Below are 19,205 nucleotides of genomic sequence, written 5' to 3' on the forward strand. Positions count from 1 at the left end.
TTAATAAAAATTAGTTCGTTTAGTGCCCCATATTTTTAAAAGTATCACCGCGAAAATCATCCCTCCAATATGTGCGAAATGCGCCACATTATCTCCTTCATATTGTTGTATGCCTTGATAGAGCTCGTATAATCCATAGAAGCTGACAAAATATTTGGCTTTGATGGGAATGGGAAGTGGGAACAAAAACATTTCTGAATTTGGGAATAGGTACCCGTACGCCATTAATATGCCAAAAATAGATCCTGAGGCTCCCCCTAAAATACTTCGATTAATGTATTCGTCATAATTGGCATGAATCCATTCCGTATTTAACGCTACACCCTGTGGAGAACCGATGACGGCGTAATGCTGTGCATAGTCCATTAAATTAAATGAACTTGGATTACTGAGAACTAATTCCGTCGCTCGACGGATTTCTGCGAAATCTACAAAATGTTGGATGCCAACATAAAGTAATCCGGCGCCTATACCGCAGAAAAAATAAAAGAAAAGAAACCGCTGAGCACCCCATATGCGTTCCAATAATGATCCGAACATATACAGGCCAAACATATTCCCTAATAAATGCATGAAACTTCCATGAACGAACATGTAGGTTACCACCTGAAAGATGTAAAAATCTTTGGCCCCAAAATAATGAAGGCTTAAGTATTCGTCTGGCAAAAACGATTTGCCAAGAAACATGCCCACATTAATTAGAATTAGTAATCGGACGTTTGGTGTTAATTCTCTAAACATAATTATTCTTCGTATCCCCAGTCGATGCGGGTTTTCATATCTTTAATAAGTAGCCCCATGGACTTAAAACTAGCCCGAATCTCATCTACTTTATCGTATTGACGATTAGCTTTAAAGTCTTGGTACAATTTCAACATGCCATTAATTAGCTGATCCTGTTGTGCAGGAAACTCTTCCAACAAGCCTAAAACATCTTCCATGAAACTGATGTAATGCAACTTCATCAAATCAAAATTCGTAGCTCCCAATTGTGCAAAACTCAATTGTCCCGTGTGCAATTGATTAATCTTCTTTACTAACGAAAATAGGTTGGCAATTGTTACAGCAGTATTTAAATCATCGTTCATCCCGTCGTAGCATCCTTGTATATCGGCCTGTATTTCAGCTTCGATTGACGTATCCACGGCTTCAATTGTATCGCTTGGGAACTCCATTGATTTTATGATGCGCAATCCATTCGCCATTCTCCTATATCCTTTTTGTGCGGCTTTTAAGGCATCGTTTGAGAAGTCTAACGTGCTTCTGTATTGTGATTGCAGCATAAAGAAACGGACCGTCATCGGGCTATATGGCTGTTCCAATAATGGGTGGTTTCCTGTAATTAATTCGTTCGGCAAAAATGAATTACCAAGCGACTTACTCATTTTCTGCCCGTTAACCGTCAGCATGTTTGTATGCATCCAATAGCGGACTGGTGCGCGGCCATAAGCGGCTTTAGCCTGGGCAATTTCGCATTCGTGGTGCGGGAATTTCAAATCCATGCCACCGCCGTGAATATCAAAGGTGTCACCTAAATATTTGTGGCTCATGCAGGTACATTCTAAGTGCCAGCCTGGAAATCCGTCACCCCAAGGGGATGGCCAACGCATGATGTGTTCGGGGGATGCTTTTTTCCAAAGTGCGAAATCGAGTGGGCTACGTTTTTCGCCTACGCCGTCTAAATCACGTGTTTCAGTTAAAAGGTCATCTAAAATACGTCCAGATAATTTACCGTAATCGCCCCCTTGTTTGTTGTAAGCTTCAATATTGAAATAAATAGAACCATTGGATTCATAAGCCATGCCTTTGTCAAGCAAGGATTTTGTTGTTTCAATTTGTTCAACAATATGTCCCGTAGCAGTAGGTTCGATACTAGGAGGTAATAAATTGAATTTCTGCAGAACTTCATGAAAATCATTTGTGTACCGTTGGACGATTTCCATGGGCTCCAACTTTTCCAATTTGGCCATTTTGCCAATTTTATCTTCGCCTTCATCACCGTCACCCACTAAGTGGCCGACATCGGTGATATTGCGTACGTAGCGCACTAAGTAACCGATTTTTTTGAGGTATCGGTGAAGAATATCAAAGGATGTAAATGTTCGAATATTGCCTAAATGCGCATAATTGTAGACGGTAGGTCCACAGACATACAACCCCACATGTGGCGCATTGATCGCTTCGAAAACTTCCTTCTCTCGACTTAGGGTATTGTATATTTTGAGTGGCTGCATGAATACCGGATGTGGGTTCTGTATAAGGGATTAAAATTAATCGGATTCTTTTAATTCACCAAACAAATGAGGGGCTTGTGAATTGTATTATCTTTGTATGTTTTTGGTAAAAAAATACTTTCGCCAATATGGTTTTAAAGGAAATAGGGGACGATAGAGCTTCTAGACTAGAATTTTTAAGAATTGCGGTCAACCTATATGCGACAGATCCGAATTGGATTCGTCCGTTAGACAATGATATTGAGTCAATATTTGATCCGAAAAAAAATACACAGTTTAAAAACGGTGAGGCTATTCGGTGGATATTGCTCGATGACACCGGAAAAACCATTGGTCGTGTCGCAGCATTTTATTCGAAATCCTCCGATGAAGTACCCGTGGGTGGGATGGGATTTTTTGAATGTATCGAAGACAAGACCGCGGCGTTTAAATTATTTGATGCCTGCAAGCAATGGTTGATTTCGAAGGGGATGGAGGGCATGGATGGGCCGATTAACTTTGGGGAACGTGATAGCTTTTGGGGCTTGATGGTTCAGGGCTGGGCGTATGAGCCAACGTATAAAATGCCTTGGACGAAGCCTTATTACATTGAATATTTTGAAGCCTACGGATTTCAAGATTATTTCAAGCAGCATGTTTTTGTTTCTTCCATCACGGGAGCAAATGTGACTGCAGGAATCGAAGAAAAAGCAGAACGAATTTATCAGAATCCGGATTATACGTTTAAACATATCGAGAAGTCGAATCTGCCTAAATATGCAGAAGATTTTCGAATCATTTTTAATGCAGCATGGTCTAAGTTTCCAGGCGTTTCTGCCATGTCCTCCGAACAAGCACAGAAACTAGTGCAGAAAATGAAACCCATCATCGACGAACAATTACTTTGGTTCGCCTATGGGCCAGCCGGAGAGCCAGTTGCCTTTTTTATTGTAATCCCAGATTTGAATCAAATCGTTAAACATTTAAATGGTAAATTAAATGTTTGGGGGATGATCAAATTCGTATTGTTAAAGCTCCGCGGTACGCTTACCCGTACATGTGGATTGATTTTTGGTGTGGTTCCGGAACATCAGGGAAAAGGCGTCGAATCTGCCATTGCACTACGTTTTCGTACGGCTGCACGTGAAAATCCATTTTATCCCTACACAACCATGGACATGAATTGGGTCGGGGATTTTAATCCGAAAATGCTTCGATTTGTTTCGCAGTTAGGCGCGACAAACGATAAAACATATATTACTTATCGTTTATTTTTTAACCCCAATCAGCCGTTTAGTCGGTGTGCTAAAGTTGGCTAAAATCATCCCTTATGAGTTTATTAACAATTGGAACTGTAGCGTTCGACGCGCTTGAAACGCCTTATGGCAAAACGGATAAAATTATCGGTGGATCATGTACTTACATTGCATTATCAGCCGCATTTTTCCAACCCAAAGTAAATGTGGTAGCTGTGGTAGGCGACGACTTTCCACAAGCATACATGGATACGCTGGAGTCCAAAGGAATTAACTTAGATGGTCTTCAAATTAAGGCTGGGGAAAAGTCTTTTTTCTGGGCTGGCAAATACCATAATAACATGAATTCTCGGGATACGTTGGTGACCGACTTAAATGTATTAGCTGATTTCAAACCTGTGATTCCTGCTAGCTATCAAGATTGTGAATACTTGATGTTGGGTAACTTAACGCCTCAAGTTCAAATCGAAGCAATAGAAGGTCTTTCAAAACGACCTAAGTTGGTGGTGATGGATACCATGAATTTTTGGATGGACGTAGCGATGGATGATTTAAAACGTGTGCTTAAGATGGTTGATGTGCTTTGTATTAATGATGAGGAGGCACGCCAATTATCTGAGCAATATTCGTTGCGCACTGCTGCGAAATTAATTATGGCGATGGGACCTAAAACCCTTATCATCAAAAAAGGAGAACATGGTGCGCTATTGTTCCAAGGTTCGGACATGTTTTACTGCCCAGCTTTACCACTTGAGGAGGTATTTGATCCAACAGGTGCTGGCGATACGTTTGTAGGGGGCTTTATTGGCTACTTAGCAAAAACAGATGATATCTCATTTGAGAATATGCGTAAGGCGATCGTTTATGGATCAGCCATGGCATCTTTCTGTGTGGAGAAATTTGGTACGGAACGTTTGTTGGAAATCACTGACCAGGATTTAGATGGTCGGGTGAATGAGTTCCGTGAATTAGCGCGTTTTTAAATTGCACCTACAATAACTTCGTGAAGATTTGAGGGATCTAGGTATTGATTTGCTAGTTCTCTCAAATCTTTTGAGGTACATGCCATGATTTGATGCTGGAAATGATCATAAAAATCAATTGGCAGTCCTTCCAAATAGATAATTTTTAGCTTGTCGGCAATATCAAATGCCTGCGTAAGCTCTCCTGTAAAACTACCCATCAAATAGCTTTTAACAATCTCAAGTTCGTCTGATGGGATTAAATTTGTACGAAGTTCTTGGATTTCTCTTCTGATTTCACTGCAAGTTTCAGCCGCATTTTCTTTATTGACATCAGTGCCTATTACCCAATATCCTGCTCGCTTTAAGGGGACTAATGAAGAAGAAATTCCGTACGTGAATCCTTTTTCTTCACGAATATTTTTTTGCAATCGCGATCCGAAAAATCCACCTAGAATCGTATTCAAAACACTGAATTTGTAATAATCTGGATTCTGGCGATTCATGCTCACTTGACCCATTCGAATCGAACATTGAAGTGCCTGCTCACGTGATTCATGCGTGCGTGTGGCACGTGGTGAAACTAGTACTGGGCGTTCAAAAAGGGCTGTTTTTGGCGTAATGGATAGGTCAACTAACGAGGCGACACATGCTATGGCCTCCGCACTTATTTGGCCCGAAAGGAATATGGTTGGTTGTTGGCCTAACCAATTAGTCTGATGAAACCCCACTAATTCTTCTCGTGTAATTTCTTGTAGGCTTTCCGCATTGCTTACGCGCCCATAGGGGTCGTTGGGGAACAATTGTGAGCGAAAGATTTGACTAGCGCTAAAAGCTGTCTTTTGCCAATTCAATTTATTCTTTTGAATTTCAATGGCAATTTCTTTTTCAAACTCATCTCTCGGAAAGGTGGCTTGGGTAATGATTTCAAAAACCAATGGCATCAATGATTCGAAGTGCTTGGTTAATCCGAATACGGTGAAGGTCGCATGATCTAAGCTTGATTGAACATCCCAAAATGCGCCATAAAAATCAAATTTTTGATTTAGCTCTTGTGCCGTATGTTGTTGCGTTCCACGCTTCATTAACATGGATGTAATACTTGCCACGCCAGCCTTTGTTGCTTCGCTCGCGCCTGCATGAATTGTATACTCGAATTTAAATACGGGCTGCTCTCCTAATGATATCGAATGGATAGGTACACCTTGTTTAGTTGTGTATGTATTTGTGGTAGGAAACTGAATCCAATCAATGGGATAGGCAGGGGGAGCAAGTGTCCGATCAAGCATGTAGGGGAAGTTGGAGGTAGGCTTAAAACACAAATGACATCCCGAGAGATGTCATTTGATGAATGAATAGCGTTAATTTATTTTCTTTCTTGATTGATTGCTGCCAATAAAGAAATACGTAATGTATTAGCGAGTGGGCTGCTAGATCCTGTAGGAACTAAATAAGCAAAATCAAAACCATATTTTTGGTCTAATTTAAACCCTATACCCATCGTGAAATATTTACGATCACCTTTCATGGCACTTTCGTTGAAATAACCACCACGAATTGCAAATGTATTATTGTAAAGATATTCAGCACCTAATGAAGCCGTTACTTCTTTTAACTCCTCGCCAAATCCATCCGGAGCATCAAACAAAGAACCGAAAATTCCTCCGATAGCTGTTGTGTTGTTAGGATCTGTACCTGTTATGGCTCCGTTTGCATCAACCGACTGTGGCGTTGGAACCATTAATTTGTTTAAATCTAACGTCAAGGTTAACTTATTTTTCTCATCGATATTCTTAACTCCGGCAATTCCAGCACGCAGGTTTGTTGGAATGAAGTTTTTATCTAAACCACCATAAGAAACTTTACCTGAAATGTTAGATAAAACTAAACCATAAGTTAAGTTCCAATTTTTCTCTGTTACGGAGTTCCAATATAATGCTAAATCAGCAGCAACTGTTTGAGCAGGCTTCATCTGAGAACTAACCGCTTGGTAGCCGCCAGTTAAATTTGAATTGATATATTTTAAATTAACACCCAACGATAATGCATTAGATAATTTACGAGCATGCGCTAAGGTTAGTGCGTATTCTTTGGAATTGAAATTACCAGCACTTGTTCCATTTGCTGTAGTAGCTTGGAAAAGGCCTTGATCAAAATAGTTGATTGAGAATCCGAAAGCTTGATCTTTCGATGTTTTCTTGTAACCCGCAATGTTATACAATGCCATGTCATTTACTAAATTACGTAACCATGGGGTGTATGAAATAGCGAATCCTAGGTCTTTATCTGCTGTCGCTAATTTGGCCGGATTCCAATATATTGCATTAACATCGGATGAAATGGCAACACCTGCGTCTCCCATACCTGCAGAACGTGCATCAGGAGAAACATTTAAAAACAACATGGTTGGAGTAGGAACGCGACCTGCGTTCGTTTGGCCTAAAACGGTAGTTGGTAATTGCCCAAAGGTTAGCGTGCTAATAGATACAGCAACTAAAGTAAAAACTACTTTTTGGATGATCGAATAATTCGTTGTCATTGTATAAAATTTATAAGAGAGTCTCTTAGCATTAAAGCTAGATTCAAAAATAGTTATTTTTAAGGTAAATGTTTGAAATTTAAAAAAAATCTTTGTCAAAATTTATTTTAGGGTCAATATTTTAGATTTAACGGTTTCGATGATTTTACCTTTACTATCAAGTACATTTAGCTTAACAAAGCCTATTCCACCTGTACCAAGCGTATTCACTGAAAATTCAAATCCAGCTTCTTGATCCGACATTGGAATCAAATCACCTGTTTGCTGAAGTATTCGCTCACCGACCAAATTATAAATTTCAAGTTCATATCGATCTGAGCTCCACACTCGATTAAGTTGCGTCCTGAATGTCATTTTATCTTGTGCAGGATTGGGGTATAATTTCCAACGCTGGGAAGTAGAAGCATTTTCGCCAACTGTAAATTTAAACGATTGTAGGCTCGCATTATTGTTACTATCCCAACAATTCACCCGTAAATCATATAAGCCAGCTTTCAGGTTTGTAAACATGTAACGCAAACTGCCTTGATTGGGTGTGTCCAATCTGGGTTCCCAATACGGTAGCATGGGGATTTGTAATGTATCGTTCAAAGTTAAATAAGCAATTTCATTTTTTGGCCCTTGCCACTGTAGCCCTTGGTCATCTGAAATAGTAATCTGACAAATTGGATTTGCCGAAAAGACCCCTTGAATTGGTTCATCCGGAAACGTAATCTGAATTACGGGAGGCTTTGTATCTGTCAATTCCATCTGTTTTCGCTGGACTAGTTGGTGCCCTGAAATAGCAATTCCTGATTTCGCTTGACCAATAAGCTTCATTTCCATTTGGCTTTTCGATGTGGGTAGACTGTTAGCGAAAATGGACGAAATTCCTTGTTTTAGCGCATGTGTGGATTTTCCAATAAGCTTTCCTGGTAATTCATAGCTAAATGCAGCGCCTTTCGTTCCCAAGGTTTTTGCACCCGTATTGGCTGCATAATAATAAGCAATTAATGGGCCTTCCGTTTCGCTTTCTGATTTGACCAAATAATTTGGCCCATCAGGCGCAATTGTTAAGGCATTACTTTGCCAGGGTAATGGACTGCTCGGGTCGCCCAACAAACTTATATTGCGGTTAATGACTCCCGTTTTGCTATCATTTTTTGTATCTCGAAATAAATCCCCCAATCGGTAGTTAGAAGATTTCATATTAGCGGATACATATTTGTAAAAGGCTTTTCCGAAAATGTAATTGCTACTTTGAAATACAGGTCTTGTTGTACTGATTAGCGCAATGGAGCCCCCTTGTGGAGAAAGTAAGGCGAGTTCTCCCCCTGAAAGTTGATTCGGATCATCGAACCGACCGAACTGGCAAGTTGCGGTCAACAGGATAGGAAGGTGTTGGCTATTTTTTAGGCCAATGATATCATTGTTTGTCAGGATCTTTTCATCTGTCCAACCACTTTCTGACCCATGGCCGATGAAGTGGATGAAATCAGCATCTTGTGTAAATAAGGAAAGAACTTGTTTTTTTGCAGCGGAAGAGGTGTATTGGCCGTTGGAAACCTCCATCGGGAATTGATCCAAATAGGTTTTTTGATAATCAATTGCAAATTTTCCTGCTTGGATGTAAGCCGAAAAATCCTCCGCATCCTGCATGTGAATGGAGAAATCGCCGTCATCAGCGACCCAACTAAACCGGTAGGGTCTTCTAGTTGCGGGTGAAGGTTTAGATTGGTAATCAATTAATTTTTGAATAAACATGTTGGCCTCAATCGGATTTTTTGCTGGAATTCGGCCGATGGCTAGTTGGAGATTCGGTTGTGTATTCTCCCAATCTCCCGCTTGCGAATCTATGATGCCAAAGTAATCGTCAGACGAATAACTTACTAAGGGCTGTGTGGATTCTAGGCTTTGATAGGTAGGGACGTAGCTATTTTTTTCTAAGGCGCTAGCTACGGTAGACTTACCTTTGTAGTCGATGGATGCATCTCCTAAAATCAACACATAACGCAAGGTCGTCTGACTTGCCAAAGCCTTCAGGTAATTTCGAATAGCACTCACATCTTGTTTGCCTCCTGAAAATTCGTGATAAATTTGAGCTGTTGAGACTATTTGAGTGGGTATTTTTTGGATGTTCGACTTGAATTTTGCTAGTTTTTCTGCTGCTTGTTGCAAAGGTGGACTTGTGATAATAATAAGCTGCAACTTGGGGTCTTGGGCTAAGAGGTCCTGATTCGAAATCCGCTCTCGCCAAACAGGATATGCTGTTAGGCTTGAATTTCCAAGGGCTAATTGGCTGCCTGGGGAAAAACGAATTTCCATTTCTGCTCCGGGAGGTTGTATTTGTTGCCATTCATTTTGACCATTTTTCAGCCAAAGAAGGCTCGAAGCTTGTAAATTTGGTATTTGCACATTAGCCGTTGTGTCACGGGAATTGGCAAATAAATATAGAGGCTGGTCAGTAGTCGCATTGAATTTTCGTTTGTAGGCAAATTGAATGTAGTCTATATATCCAGCTCCTGAAGTAGTTTGATACGCGATGTTCCAATTCCAGTTTGGGCCGGAAGAATTCATCTTTATGGGTTGCTTTACATCCGCAAAAAATGCTTTTTGGTCATACCTATTTCCTGAAATAGCAGGAATTTCGATTGATATAGGGGAATTACCTGGAATGGCGAGCGTGAATTTACTTGGGGTGGTTCCGCCAGCATAAAAACGTGCTTTTAATTCAGCAGATGTACCATCTAGGACATCTCTAATCACATATTGCAGGGCTAAATTTCCTGTTCCGAAAAATGCATCTCCAAGCCATGTCCGTCCAGATTGAATTAGGTTATATTTTTCAGGTTCGTAGTGGGATAAGGTATGGGCGAAGTTTAATGGATTCCCGATTCCTTTTGGTGGTTTTAGCGTGGTAATGCGAAGCGGCTTTGGGTCGTCTATACGTAAATAATAATAGCTTGAGTCTGAATACGTATTCGTTTCTTGGTTCCAGGAAGCGGATTTTACATCAAATTGAAGTTGGTTCGGGGATTCTCCCCAAAATATCAGTTGGCCATTTCCTTCTATTGCAATCGGAACCGGAAATAAGTTATTCGTGGGAGCTTTGGCTGGATCTTGTGGAAGCATGCCTGGTGCAGAGGTGTACAAACCGAAATTTTGTGAATTGCCGGTGATTTGATGTTTTTTCAACCACGCTTGATCGATTCGATAGAATCCGGAGTTAGCAATCGCTATCCGGTGCCAAGTGCCTTGCTTTAATATAGATTGGGCAAATGAAGCAAGCGGGAGGCCAATGAGTAAAATGCCGATAAATCGGAATTTAGACCAAAGGTTCTTGCGGTTGTACATATGCGTTTTTGGCAACTAAATAATTTTTTCTTGACTGAGAATCCTGACAAATGTAACGTGTTCTGCGAAGTTTCCCTTTGATGAGGATCAGGTTTTTTAGTTGGAACACAGATCCTTCTTCTAAATCAATAAGCCGAGTGCCTATCGCTGGTTGTGTATCGAATGATGCTAATACGGTAACAAGTGGGGCATAACCCGTAGAGGTAGCCGCCGGATTCTGAAGGTATTTCCTAAGTACGTGAACGAGCGAGGCAGGTAATAATTCCTCATCTAAAATAGGCTCAAATAGTTCATAGAAATTCCGTTTCCATTCGATCCCATGCGGATTTACGTTGCTTTTGTGGATATCATAAGTTACTCGATGTGCCACTTCATGGATATAGGTGACTAAAAATGCATACGGGTTTAAGTTGTGATTTACTGTAACTTGATACCCTTTTGTAGGCGAGTAGCGAAAGTCGCCAAGCTTTGTGCCGCGTGCTTTCGAGACGATAAAGTTGAATGGATGGTCTTGCCATAATTGAAAGCAATATTCGGCCACTTCAGGAGGGAAGTGATCAAAGAATGATTCTATTTTTTTGCTTTTCGTCATTCGAGGGAATAAAAAAAGTCCTCCACAAGTGAAGGACTCTTTTCTGTAGCTTGGCTAAAATTATTTAGCAGCAGCAGTGTCAGCAGCAGCAGTGTCAGCAGCAGCAGAATCAACTGGTGCAGCAGCAGCAGTATCAACAGCAACTGAATCAGCAGCAGCCTCAGTTTTTTTCTCACCACAAGATGCTAAAGTTACCATACCAGCAACGAAAGCTAAAGCGAATACTTTTTTCATTTTTGTAATATTTTAAGGTTTGAGTCCCAAAAGTAGTAGGAAAAATTAGAATACCCAAAGAATTGCTTAAAATTTTAAGATTATTTTAAGTTTTGGATAATTTTTTATCAAAAATCCCCCTTTTGCGGCCTAATGGCCACATTCAATCTTTGGAAAATTAAGTTTAAATTAAGGTGTTGGGCAGGTATCCCTCAGAAATGCGGTGTTTTACTTAATTAAATCCTTAAATCGGTCGTAAAAGCCACTACTTTTAAAGGTGAAGGATTTGTGTAAAACATAGTTTGACACAAAACTAAATCCCATGCCAGTTACCGTGGTCGAAACCTGTGTGACATTGATGCGTTTAATCGAATAAGGTATTTGAATAAAATAATCTGCGTAGTTGCGCGAAATAACCGAATAGGGTGTAACGCTAAAAAACCAAGTTACAAATCCGGAAAAGGTAGCAACGAGCAAAAATTTAATCATTTCGCGTTGGGTTTGTTTCGTCTGCCGGGCATTAAAGGCAAATAATTTGGTAAGGATAAAGCCCGCAATTAAAGAAATAAAATACGCGGGTAAAATGGTGGACTCGTACGACATGCGAAACCAATCCTTTAATAAACCACCTGCTAAAAGCTGAATCAATGCCCCAATCCCCGCAATAATAAAATATGCGACTAAATCTTTTCGATTAAATAGGCTTGATTGCTTCTTCAAATCTTTGGCGTCTTAAAATAACGATTTCACAATTGTTGGATAAATACCGAGTACCAATGTCGCCAAGGTACTCATGATTAAGGCTACTTGATACAATCTAGGAATATGAATTACTTCCATCTCGCTCTTTTTAAAATATGCGGCAATGATTCCTTTGAAATAATAGTAAATACCTACGGCCGACATTAATACGGCTACGATAATTGAATAGGTAATGTTGCGGTGGAATGTGTCTGCAAAAACAAAAAACTTTCCCCAAAAGCCAGCCGTCAATGGTATGCCTGCAAGCGATAATAGTGATATGGTCAAGCAGAAGGCCAACAATGGATTCTGTTTCGCTAAACCTTCAAATGCTTGAAAATTTTCTGGTTTTTCAACGCGGCCTGTTTGATATTCCGATACGATTTTAAAAATCGCAAAGGTGGTAACTGTGGCTAGGGTGTAAGCCAACGAATAATATAAAATGGTGGAGGTTGTCGATGATTGATTCGCTGAAATGGTCATCAGCATATATCCCGCATGCGAAATACTCGAATAGGCTAACATGCGCTTCATGCTTTGTTGGTACACCGCCGTCACATTACCAATCACCAGCGTTAACATACTGATGAAATATACCGGTAATGCCCACGTTGCATACAAAGCACCGAACATACCTGAAAAAACATGGAAAAGAGCTGCAAATCCAGCTGTTTTTACGACTGTCGACATAAACATCGTAAAGATTGTTGGTGCGCCATCGTATACATCTGGCGTCCAAAAATGGAAAGGAGCCGCTGAAACTTTAAATAGCATGCCTACAAGCATCAAAAGAATTCCTGCATACAGGAAGGTTGGCATGGATTCTTTAGGGGTACTTGCAATTGCGTTTGCAATATTGGCAATATAAAATGAGCGCGTAGCTCCATAAACTAAGGTAATGCCAAATAGTAAAATTCCGGTGGCAAAAGCACCCATTAATAAATACTTAATCGCTGCTTCATTGGATCGAAGATTACGCTTGTCGGAGCCCGTCAAAACATACATGGAAACGGAAAGGATTTCCAGGCCAACGAACAGCATGATTAAATGGTCGAAGGAAACCATTAAGATGGCACCAACAACCGAGAATAACATGATGGCATAGTATTCAGCCGGGTGAGTATGCTCGTCATCTTGTCCGAAGGCATTCGAAAATGCGACCACAAAAAACGCAGCTAATTGAATAATAATACTAAAATTAATAGAGGTGTTCGTCGAGCGGAACATATTACCGAACCACAGATATTCATGATTCCAATCCGCCACTGTTAAGCCCATGCTAAGGGCTAAAAAACCTAACGTGAATGTTTGAATGGTTTTTCGTGAAAGCCAAAAGCCCAAAAATAAATTACTAATTCCAAAAATTGATAAAGCAATAATAGCCGTCATAATAGATGCGTTATATAGATCTTAGTTAAGTAATTGCGTTAATTTCTCCACGCTTTCAGCGCTGTAATTAAGTACGGTTTGCGGAAAAATTCCACCCACAAGTACAAGTATTACTAGCGGTACTAAGACCATTTTTTCTGCTGATGTTAAATCCTCAAATTCTTTTGTGATGCGTGAAACATTACCAAACATGCTTTTTTGAATCAAGCGTAACGTGTAAACCGCTCCCAAAATGATGGTAATTCCGGCAATAATCCCAATCCACATGTCAAGATCAAAGACACTTTTCAATAATAGAAACTCGCCGATAAATCCATTCGTTAACGGCAAGGCAACCGAACCTAAACTTAGTACAACAAAGGCAACACTTAAAACAAAAGATGCCTGCGTTATTCCTCCCAATTGGGCTAGTTCGCGTGTTTTTGTTCTACGCTCAATAATTTCGATGATGAAAAATAATCCTACAATGTTAATACCATGCGAAAGCATTTGGTATAATGAACCCTGAATTCCAGCTAAACTGCCGGTTAATATCCCTGCCGACATAAGTCCTACGTGTGCAAAAGAAGAATAGGCAATGAGGCGTTTCGCATCTTTTTGTTGGATTGCGATGATTGAACCATATATAATACCAATCACCGAAAGTATTGTTACCGTAGTTCCCCACGTAATCATTCCCAATGGAAACATGGGCAATACGAGTCTAATCACACCATAAGTCCCCATTTTTAACATGATTCCGCCCAGCAACATACTTCCTTGCGCTGGGGAAGTCGTGTAGGTATCTGGTTGCCAAGTGTGGAAAGGGAAAATAGGCATCTTGATTGCAAACGCAATGAAGAATGCTAGAAACAAATAGTTTTGAGAAGTCGCAGGTAAACTACGCGCCGTCTCAACTAAGACATCAATATCAGCGGAACCTACTGCTCCTGGTGTGCGCAGATACACGTAGATTAAACCAATTAATAAGAATAGCGAACCAAAAAGGGTATAGACAAAAAACTTAAACGTGATTGCGATTCGATTTTCCCCGCCAAACTGTGCAGATAGAAAGTAGATGGGCAACAAAGAAGCTTCAAAGAAAAAATAAAATAAGAATGCGTCTTTCGCTAAGAATGAACCCAACAAAGCAGTCTGCATTGTCAAAATCAACCCTTGGTAGACGGGGTTATTAGCTCTGTCCGTATTTGCCGTGCTCCCAATGATAAACGGAATCAATAAACCTATTAAACCAATCAATATCCCATTAATTCCATCCACCCAAAGTGAAAACGAAAGCCCTGCTTCTGGAATCCATGGATAGGAAATAGCGATGGCATTAGCGGACTGACTTGATTGAATTAACACATAAGCAACTATAATCGCCTCAATGATCGACCCAGTTAGGGAAATGACAAATGCATTTTTAGGTTTGGCGATTAGTAAAAAGCTACCTAATGCAAGTGGAAATAAAAGTATAAAAAGTAAATACATGCCTTTAGCGTCGATTAAAGATTATAAAATCCAAGTCTTTAGACCCAAAAATAAAATGACAGTTACCGAAATAACAATCATAAAAATATAGTAGCCTACGTTTCCCGTTTGGATCCGTCGGAATTCTGAGGATGCATACTGGACAATTTTACCCACACCCTCTACTAGTAGATCCAAAACTAAAAACTCGAAAATTTGATGCAAGAAATTACTCAAGAGGCTAATTGGCCGAACAATAAGCATATCATACAATTCATCGATGTAGAATTTATGGTATATAACCTTTTGAATTCCAGTAACTGATGCATCCGATCCTGGTACAGATTTCTGCATACCAAAAATATAGATTGCCAGCGCCGCAGGTAAAAATGCGGCCAATAATGGCGCGCCACCTTCTAAACTTAAGAAATTAACTTCAGCTGCCTCACCAGCTGCAGGAAGCAGTGGGGCTAACCAATGAGCTAAGAATTCATTCCCGCCAGCAAAATGAGGCAAGTTGATGATTCCACCTCCCACAGAGAATATGGCTAAAATAATTAATGGCAGTGTCATTGTCCATGGAGATTCATGCAAGTGATCTGCTTGTTTTTGCGAACCTCTGAATGCACCAAAGAATGTTAAAATAAATACGCGGAACATGTAGAATGACGTCATGGCTGAACCTAAAATCGCCAACCACCACATGATTGGATCGTGATGATACAAGCTAGCCAATATCTCATCTTTAGAGAAGAAACCTGCAAAAGGAGGTATACCCGCAATGGCAATTGTGCCTAACAAAAATGTGACGTAAGTTATAGGCAAGTGGCTTTTTAATCCACCCATTTTCCGAATGTCTTGCTCGTCGGACATCGCATGAATAACCGAACCCGCCCCTAAAAACAACAATGCCTTAAAGAATGCATGCGTCATGACGTGAAAGAAAGAAGCCGTGTAAGCTGAGGCGCCGAGTCCCATAAACATATAGCCCAATTGGGATACGGTAGAATAGGCTAATACTTTTTTGATGTCGTTTTGGAATAAACCAATAGCTGCACCGAGTAAAGCGGTAGCAAGTCCAATCCATCCTACAAAATGCAATACTTCTGGGCTCAATTCGAACAACACATTGGCTCGAATAACCATGTAAATTCCTGCCGTTACCATGGTTGCCGCGTGAATTAATGCCGAAACCGGTGTAGGGCCCGCCATGGCATCCGGTAGCCATGTAAATAATGGAATCTGAGCTGATTTACCCATTGCGCCAACAAACAAGCAGAAGGCGATTAATCCTACATTATCAGGTACATTGCCCTCGTTAATGGATGTAAAAATGGAGGTGTAATCTGTTGTGCCAAAATTTTGTATCAATAAGAAAATACCCACCAAGAATCCCAAGTCGCCAATGCGGTTCATGATAAACGCTTTACGCGCCGCATCACCATAGCTATTTTTCTGGTTCCAAAATCCGATTAATAGATAGGAGCATAATCCTACACCTTCCCAACCAATAAACATGACGACGAAATTTGCGCCTAAAACAAGTATCAACATAAAGAAGATAAACAAATTTAGGAAAGCAAAAAATTTGCCCAAACCCGCATCATGTGCCATATAGCCCATCGAATACACATGAATCAACGTTCCAACACCCGTGATAATAAGGAGCATTAAAATGGATAATTGGTCCACTTGAAACGCAAATGGAATAGACAATTCGCCTAATTTCATCCATTCGGCTAATGTGTAAATCTGCGTTTGACCGTCAAAATTTAAAAATAATTGCAAGGATAAAGCAAATGCCACTACAGGTGGAATGGTTCCGATTATACCGGCTAATTGCTTATTCAATTTGGGGAATGCGAGTCCATTTATGAGAAAACCAATAAACGGAAGCAAGGGAATTAAATAGAATAATGACATATGATTAGGCTGATTGAATGTGTGCTGGAATTAATTTTTTAATTTATTAAGCACACCGATATCAATACTTTGAATGTTTCGGTAAATCATAACAATAATGGCTAGGCCTACAGCAACTTCAGCCGCGGCAACTGCCATGATAAAAAAGACAAAAATTTGACCTGCTGGATCTGAAAAATAAGATGAAAATGCGGCCAACAATAAATTGACAGCATTCAGCATGAGTTCAACGGCCATGAATACAATAATTGCATTGCGGCGGGTCAAAACTCCCAAAATTCCAATGCAGAATAAAGCGGAACTTACAAGAATGTAATGAGTTAGTGGTATTGTGCGTAATACTTCTGGAATCGATTGCATAGTCGTTATTTAAATGCATTTATGCGAGGCAAAAATACGAAATAAACTGAATTTTATAGTCCCTAACGTTGAAAACCTTGTAATTTTATTTCAGTCAATTTCCGTTTTGTATCCATGGGGAAATCACCCTTCATCATCCAATCGTAATAGGATGGATCTGATTTGAGGACTTCCAAAATAGGTCTACCAATATGTTTGCCAAAATTAAAAACGGCAATTTGATCTTTATTATAAACCATACGATTAGCAAAATCGATCGAATTCGATGCGCTTAATTCATGTAATTTTTGGACATCATTTTGGATTGGGAAATAGTCATTCCCGTCCGCATCCTTCAGGCTGGTGTTTGCGTAGTGTTTTACCTGGGCGTTTAAAACTTCTAATGTGGCTAGCACATCGGCTTCAGCTCCGTGTGCTCCCACTAATTCTTTATTACAATAAAATCGGAAAGCAGCTGTTAGATTTCGAGGTTCCATCATATGGAAAATTCGTTGGGCATCCACTAATTTTCGATTTTTCATATCAAAATCTACATCATTGCGTAGAAATTCTTCAACCAACATGGGCACATCGAAACGATTCGAATTGAAGCCTGCTAAATCACAACCATCTAAAAATGTCGCTAGGGATTTTGCTACTTGCTTAAAATTTGGCTCATCTAGTACGTCGGCATCATAGATTCCATGAACTAAAGATGCCTCTAATGGAATTGGAATACCCGGATTAACACGTCTTGTTTTTACCTCTACGGAGCCATCGATATTAGCTTTAGCAATGGATATTTCGACGATTCGGTCGCGATTGACCATTATTCCGGTGGTTTCTAAGTCGAAAAAGGCCAACGGTCTTTTGAGTTGTAATTGATGCTCCATAGCTTTTGAATTTTAATAGGCATAAAGGTAGCTTATTATTACCTTTGTTCGATGAAATTCACCCCTAAAGCCATATTTTTTGACTGGGATCACACGCTATGGGATCACGATCGAAATGCAAATGAAGTGTTAATAGAATTATTTGACGCCTTCAATCTGCCGTTGGCCGACGAGACCTTTATGTGGAGCACGTTTCAGCAAATCAATGATTCGCTTTGGGAGGACTATCAATTGGGGAGAATTTCGCAAGAAGTACTTCGTGAAACTCGGTTTATCCGGTTTTTCGATGAATTGCAAATCGATGGACCCATACGTGAATTTTCAGAGGCGTATTTACAAAAGACCCCTCGAAAAACAAATTTAATTCCTGGCGCATTTGAGGTCATTGAGCACTTGGCTCAAAAATACCCACTTTATATTTTAACGAATGGATTTACTGACATTCAATGGGTTAAAATCGATGGAGCTGGTATGCGGCATTTTTTTCAAGAAATAATTACCTCAGACATTGCTGGGTATAAAAAACCGGCTCGCGGTTTTTTTGATTATGCTTTAAAAATTGCCGGAATTTCTCCTGGAGAAGCTGTGATGGTCGGAGATCATTCCGTGATTGATATTCAGGGTGCTGCGTATGCGGGAATTCCTGGGATACACTTGAATCAACGAAATGAGGATTCATCGTGTAAAATTCAAATTTTGGAATTGCATGAGCTTCTAGAGTGGATTCACTAGTTATTCAAAAAGGGAAAGTTGGTTGTCATTGGCCTTGCGGTCGACTATCTTTTTGTCTCGAATAAAGCGCTTGTTCCCCTCTAAAAAAGCGGTAAACTTTTCGATTTGCTCATACAATGGATTGAAGTCCATGGTGTTAAGATGATAGGATTCGACATAGACATCAGCAAAATCTGTGATAACATAATCCAGTTGTTCGATGCCAAATTTCTGTAGGCCTAATAAATACAGGTTTTGGTGATTTTTTAAAAATCTCCCTGGTTCATAATAGGAAGTGCTTTTTAAATCAAAGGCAACGTGCTCCCCTACACCATCCACATAGCCGTAAATTTGAGTGTTTTTATAGCGGGATTCGACGTAAAATTGGGTCTTATATTTATCCGGAATCAGGTTCCTCGCTTTGTCGATAATTCCTTCCGCAAACAAATCTTCATTTTCACCCAAGGTTACAGCTCTTTCAAAATCAACTCCTTTTTGCTGGGCTTTTGTCGTTGGTTTTTTTACGCGATTAATCCGTTCAATCATCTCGATTTCATCTACAATAATTTTCCCATTCACATCGCGCGTTTGGTTTAGATATAGCGAAAATGAATTTAAGAGCGTCGGGTATAGTCGGTAAATCATGGGT

The 19,205-nt window shown here is 40.0% G+C and carries 17 protein-coding genes; 3 read left to right on the forward strand and 14 right to left on the reverse strand.

All coding sequences use genetic code 11. The features are described 5' to 3' along the window. Nucleotides 1-741, reverse strand: a complete 741-nt coding sequence (locus tag AC1W6K_RS03025; protein WP_481719321.1) for a rhomboid family intramembrane serine protease — start codon at nt 739-741, stop codon at nt 1-3. A gap of 2 nt (nt 742-743) precedes the next feature. Next, nucleotides 744-2,234 carry a cysteine--tRNA ligase gene (cysS, locus tag AC1W6K_RS03030; protein ID WP_481946402.1) on the reverse strand — a complete coding sequence of 497 codons (1,491 nt, stop codon included), beginning with the start codon at nt 2,232-2,234 and terminating at the stop codon, nt 744-746. Nucleotides 2,235-2,362: 128 nt separating this feature from the next. Between cysS and AC1W6K_RS03035 the strand changes: the two genes are divergently transcribed. Beyond that, on the forward strand, nt 2,363-3,532 hold the full coding sequence (locus AC1W6K_RS03035) for a hypothetical protein (RefSeq protein WP_481946403.1): 1,170 nt from the start codon (nt 2,363-2,365) through the stop codon (nt 3,530-3,532). 11 nt (nt 3,533-3,543) lie between these two features. Next, entirely contained in the window at nt 3,544-4,452 is a 909-nt protein-coding gene (locus AC1W6K_RS03040) for a PfkB family carbohydrate kinase (protein ID WP_481719318.1), read from the forward strand. Here the strand turns inward: AC1W6K_RS03040 and AC1W6K_RS03045 are convergent. The 11 genes from AC1W6K_RS03045 to AC1W6K_RS03095 all read right to left on the reverse strand — a co-directional run bounded on the left by AC1W6K_RS03045 (nt 4,449) and on the right by AC1W6K_RS03095 (nt 17,845). Beyond that, complete coding sequence (locus tag AC1W6K_RS03045) at nt 4,449-5,720, reverse strand: M16 family metallopeptidase (protein WP_481719317.1); 1,272 nt, start codon at nt 5,718-5,720, stop codon at nt 4,449-4,451. The genes AC1W6K_RS03040 and AC1W6K_RS03045 overlap by 4 nt on opposite strands. A gap of 77 nt (nt 5,721-5,797) precedes the next feature. Further along, nucleotides 5,798-6,970 carry a type IX secretion system outer membrane channel protein PorV gene (gene porV / locus AC1W6K_RS03050; RefSeq protein WP_481719316.1) on the reverse strand — a complete coding sequence of 391 codons (1,173 nt, stop codon included), beginning with the start codon at nt 6,968-6,970 and terminating at the stop codon, nt 5,798-5,800. A 102-nt stretch (nt 6,971-7,072) separates the two neighbouring features. After that, a complete protein-coding gene (porU, locus tag AC1W6K_RS03055; protein WP_481946404.1) occupies nt 7,073-10,303 on the reverse strand; it encodes a type IX secretion system sortase PorU in 3,231 nt (1,076 codons plus the stop codon). After that, nucleotides 10,275-10,895: a hypothetical protein gene (locus AC1W6K_RS03060; protein WP_481946405.1), complete on the reverse strand. Its 621-nt coding sequence runs from the start codon at nt 10,893-10,895 to the stop codon at nt 10,275-10,277. Before AC1W6K_RS03060 ends, porU begins: the two co-directional genes overlap by 29 nt. Nucleotides 10,896-10,955: 60 nt before the next feature. After that, nucleotides 10,956-11,129 carry a hypothetical protein gene (locus tag AC1W6K_RS03065; protein WP_377983060.1) on the reverse strand — a complete coding sequence of 58 codons (174 nt, stop codon included), beginning with the start codon at nt 11,127-11,129 and terminating at the stop codon, nt 10,956-10,958. A 207-nt stretch (nt 11,130-11,336) separates the two neighbouring features. Then, entirely contained in the window at nt 11,337-11,828 is a 492-nt protein-coding gene (locus tag AC1W6K_RS03070) for a GtrA family protein (protein ID WP_481719313.1), read from the reverse strand. 12 nt (nt 11,829-11,840) lie between these two features. Beyond that, nucleotides 11,841-13,238, reverse strand: coding sequence for an NADH-quinone oxidoreductase subunit N (locus tag AC1W6K_RS03075; RefSeq protein WP_481946406.1), 1,398 nt, complete (start codon nt 13,236-13,238; stop codon nt 11,841-11,843). 21 nt (nt 13,239-13,259) lie between these two features. Next, on the reverse strand, nt 13,260-14,711 hold the full coding sequence (locus AC1W6K_RS03080) for a complex I subunit 4 family protein (protein WP_481946407.1): 1,452 nt from the start codon (nt 14,709-14,711) through the stop codon (nt 13,260-13,262). A 21-nt stretch (nt 14,712-14,732) separates the two neighbouring features. Further along, the gene (gene nuoL, locus AC1W6K_RS03085; protein WP_481946408.1) at nt 14,733-16,613 is read right to left on the reverse strand and encodes an NADH-quinone oxidoreductase subunit L; all 1,881 of its coding nucleotides are present in this window, start codon (nt 16,611-16,613) and stop codon (nt 14,733-14,735) included. A gap of 30 nt (nt 16,614-16,643) precedes the next feature. Beyond that, on the reverse strand, nt 16,644-16,973 hold the full coding sequence (gene nuoK / locus AC1W6K_RS03090) for an NADH-quinone oxidoreductase subunit NuoK (RefSeq protein ID WP_377983055.1): 330 nt from the start codon (nt 16,971-16,973) through the stop codon (nt 16,644-16,646). A gap of 62 nt (nt 16,974-17,035) precedes the next feature. Beyond that, entirely contained in the window at nt 17,036-17,845 is an 810-nt protein-coding gene (locus tag AC1W6K_RS03095) for an exonuclease domain-containing protein (RefSeq protein WP_395782995.1), read from the reverse strand. Between the two features lie 51 nt (nt 17,846-17,896). Here AC1W6K_RS03095 and AC1W6K_RS03100 point away from each other — a divergent pair, with 51 nt between their 5' ends. Continuing rightward, complete coding sequence (locus AC1W6K_RS03100; RefSeq protein WP_481946409.1) at nt 17,897-18,577, forward strand: YjjG family noncanonical pyrimidine nucleotidase; 681 nt, start codon at nt 17,897-17,899, stop codon at nt 18,575-18,577. Here AC1W6K_RS03100 and AC1W6K_RS03105 read toward each other — a convergent pair whose 3' ends face one another. Beyond that, nucleotides 18,578-19,201, reverse strand: a complete 624-nt coding sequence (locus tag AC1W6K_RS03105) for a hypothetical protein (protein WP_481721779.1) — start codon at nt 19,199-19,201, stop codon at nt 18,578-18,580. It lies immediately after the preceding gene. Nucleotides 19,202-19,205 lie beyond the last annotated feature (4 nt).

The organism is Aquirufa sp. (assembly GCF_964796385.1).

Bases quoted from the DNA above. Each gene is read 5' to 3' on its own strand.
- AC1W6K_RS03025 (WP_481719321.1), bottom strand. From the start codon at position 741: ATGTTTAGAGAATTAACACCAAACGTCCGATTACTAATTCTAATTAAT.
- AC1W6K_RS03075 (WP_481946406.1), bottom strand. From the start codon at position 13,238: ATGACGGCTATTATTGCTTTATCAATTTTTGGAATTAGTAATTTATTT.
- AC1W6K_RS03105 (WP_481721779.1), bottom strand. From the start codon at position 19,201: ATGATTTACCGACTATACCCGACGCTCTTAAATTCATTTTCGCTATAT.
- cysS (WP_481946402.1), bottom strand. From the start codon at position 2,234: ATGCAGCCACTCAAAATATACAATACCCTAAGTCGAGAGAAGGAAGTT.
- AC1W6K_RS03035 (WP_481946403.1), top strand. From the start codon at position 2,363: ATGGTTTTAAAGGAAATAGGGGACGATAGAGCTTCTAGACTAGAATTT.
- AC1W6K_RS03095 (WP_395782995.1), bottom strand. From the start codon at position 17,845: ATGGAGCATCAATTACAACTCAAAAGACCGTTGGCCTTTTTCGACTTA.
- porU (WP_481946404.1), bottom strand. From the start codon at position 10,303: ATGTACAACCGCAAGAACCTTTGGTCTAAATTCCGATTTATCGGCATT.
- nuoL (WP_481946408.1), bottom strand. From the start codon at position 16,613: ATGTCATTATTCTATTTAATTCCCTTGCTTCCGTTTATTGGTTTTCTC.
- porV (WP_481719316.1), bottom strand. From the start codon at position 6,970: ATGACAACGAATTATTCGATCATCCAAAAAGTAGTTTTTACTTTAGTT.
- nuoK (WP_377983055.1), bottom strand. From the start codon at position 16,973: ATGCAATCGATTCCAGAAGTATTACGCACAATACCACTAACTCATTAC.
- AC1W6K_RS03100 (WP_481946409.1), top strand. From the start codon at position 17,897: ATGAAATTCACCCCTAAAGCCATATTTTTTGACTGGGATCACACGCTA.
- AC1W6K_RS03045 (WP_481719317.1), bottom strand. From the start codon at position 5,720: ATGCTTGATCGGACACTTGCTCCCCCTGCCTATCCCATTGATTGGATT.
- AC1W6K_RS03040 (WP_481719318.1), top strand. From the start codon at position 3,544: ATGAGTTTATTAACAATTGGAACTGTAGCGTTCGACGCGCTTGAAACG.
- AC1W6K_RS03080 (WP_481946407.1), bottom strand. From the start codon at position 14,711: ATGTATTTACTTTTTATACTTTTATTTCCACTTGCATTAGGTAGCTTT.
- AC1W6K_RS03060 (WP_481946405.1), bottom strand. From the start codon at position 10,895: ATGACGAAAAGCAAAAAAATAGAATCATTCTTTGATCACTTCCCTCCT.
- AC1W6K_RS03065 (WP_377983060.1), bottom strand. From the start codon at position 11,129: ATGAAAAAAGTATTCGCTTTAGCTTTCGTTGCTGGTATGGTAACTTTA.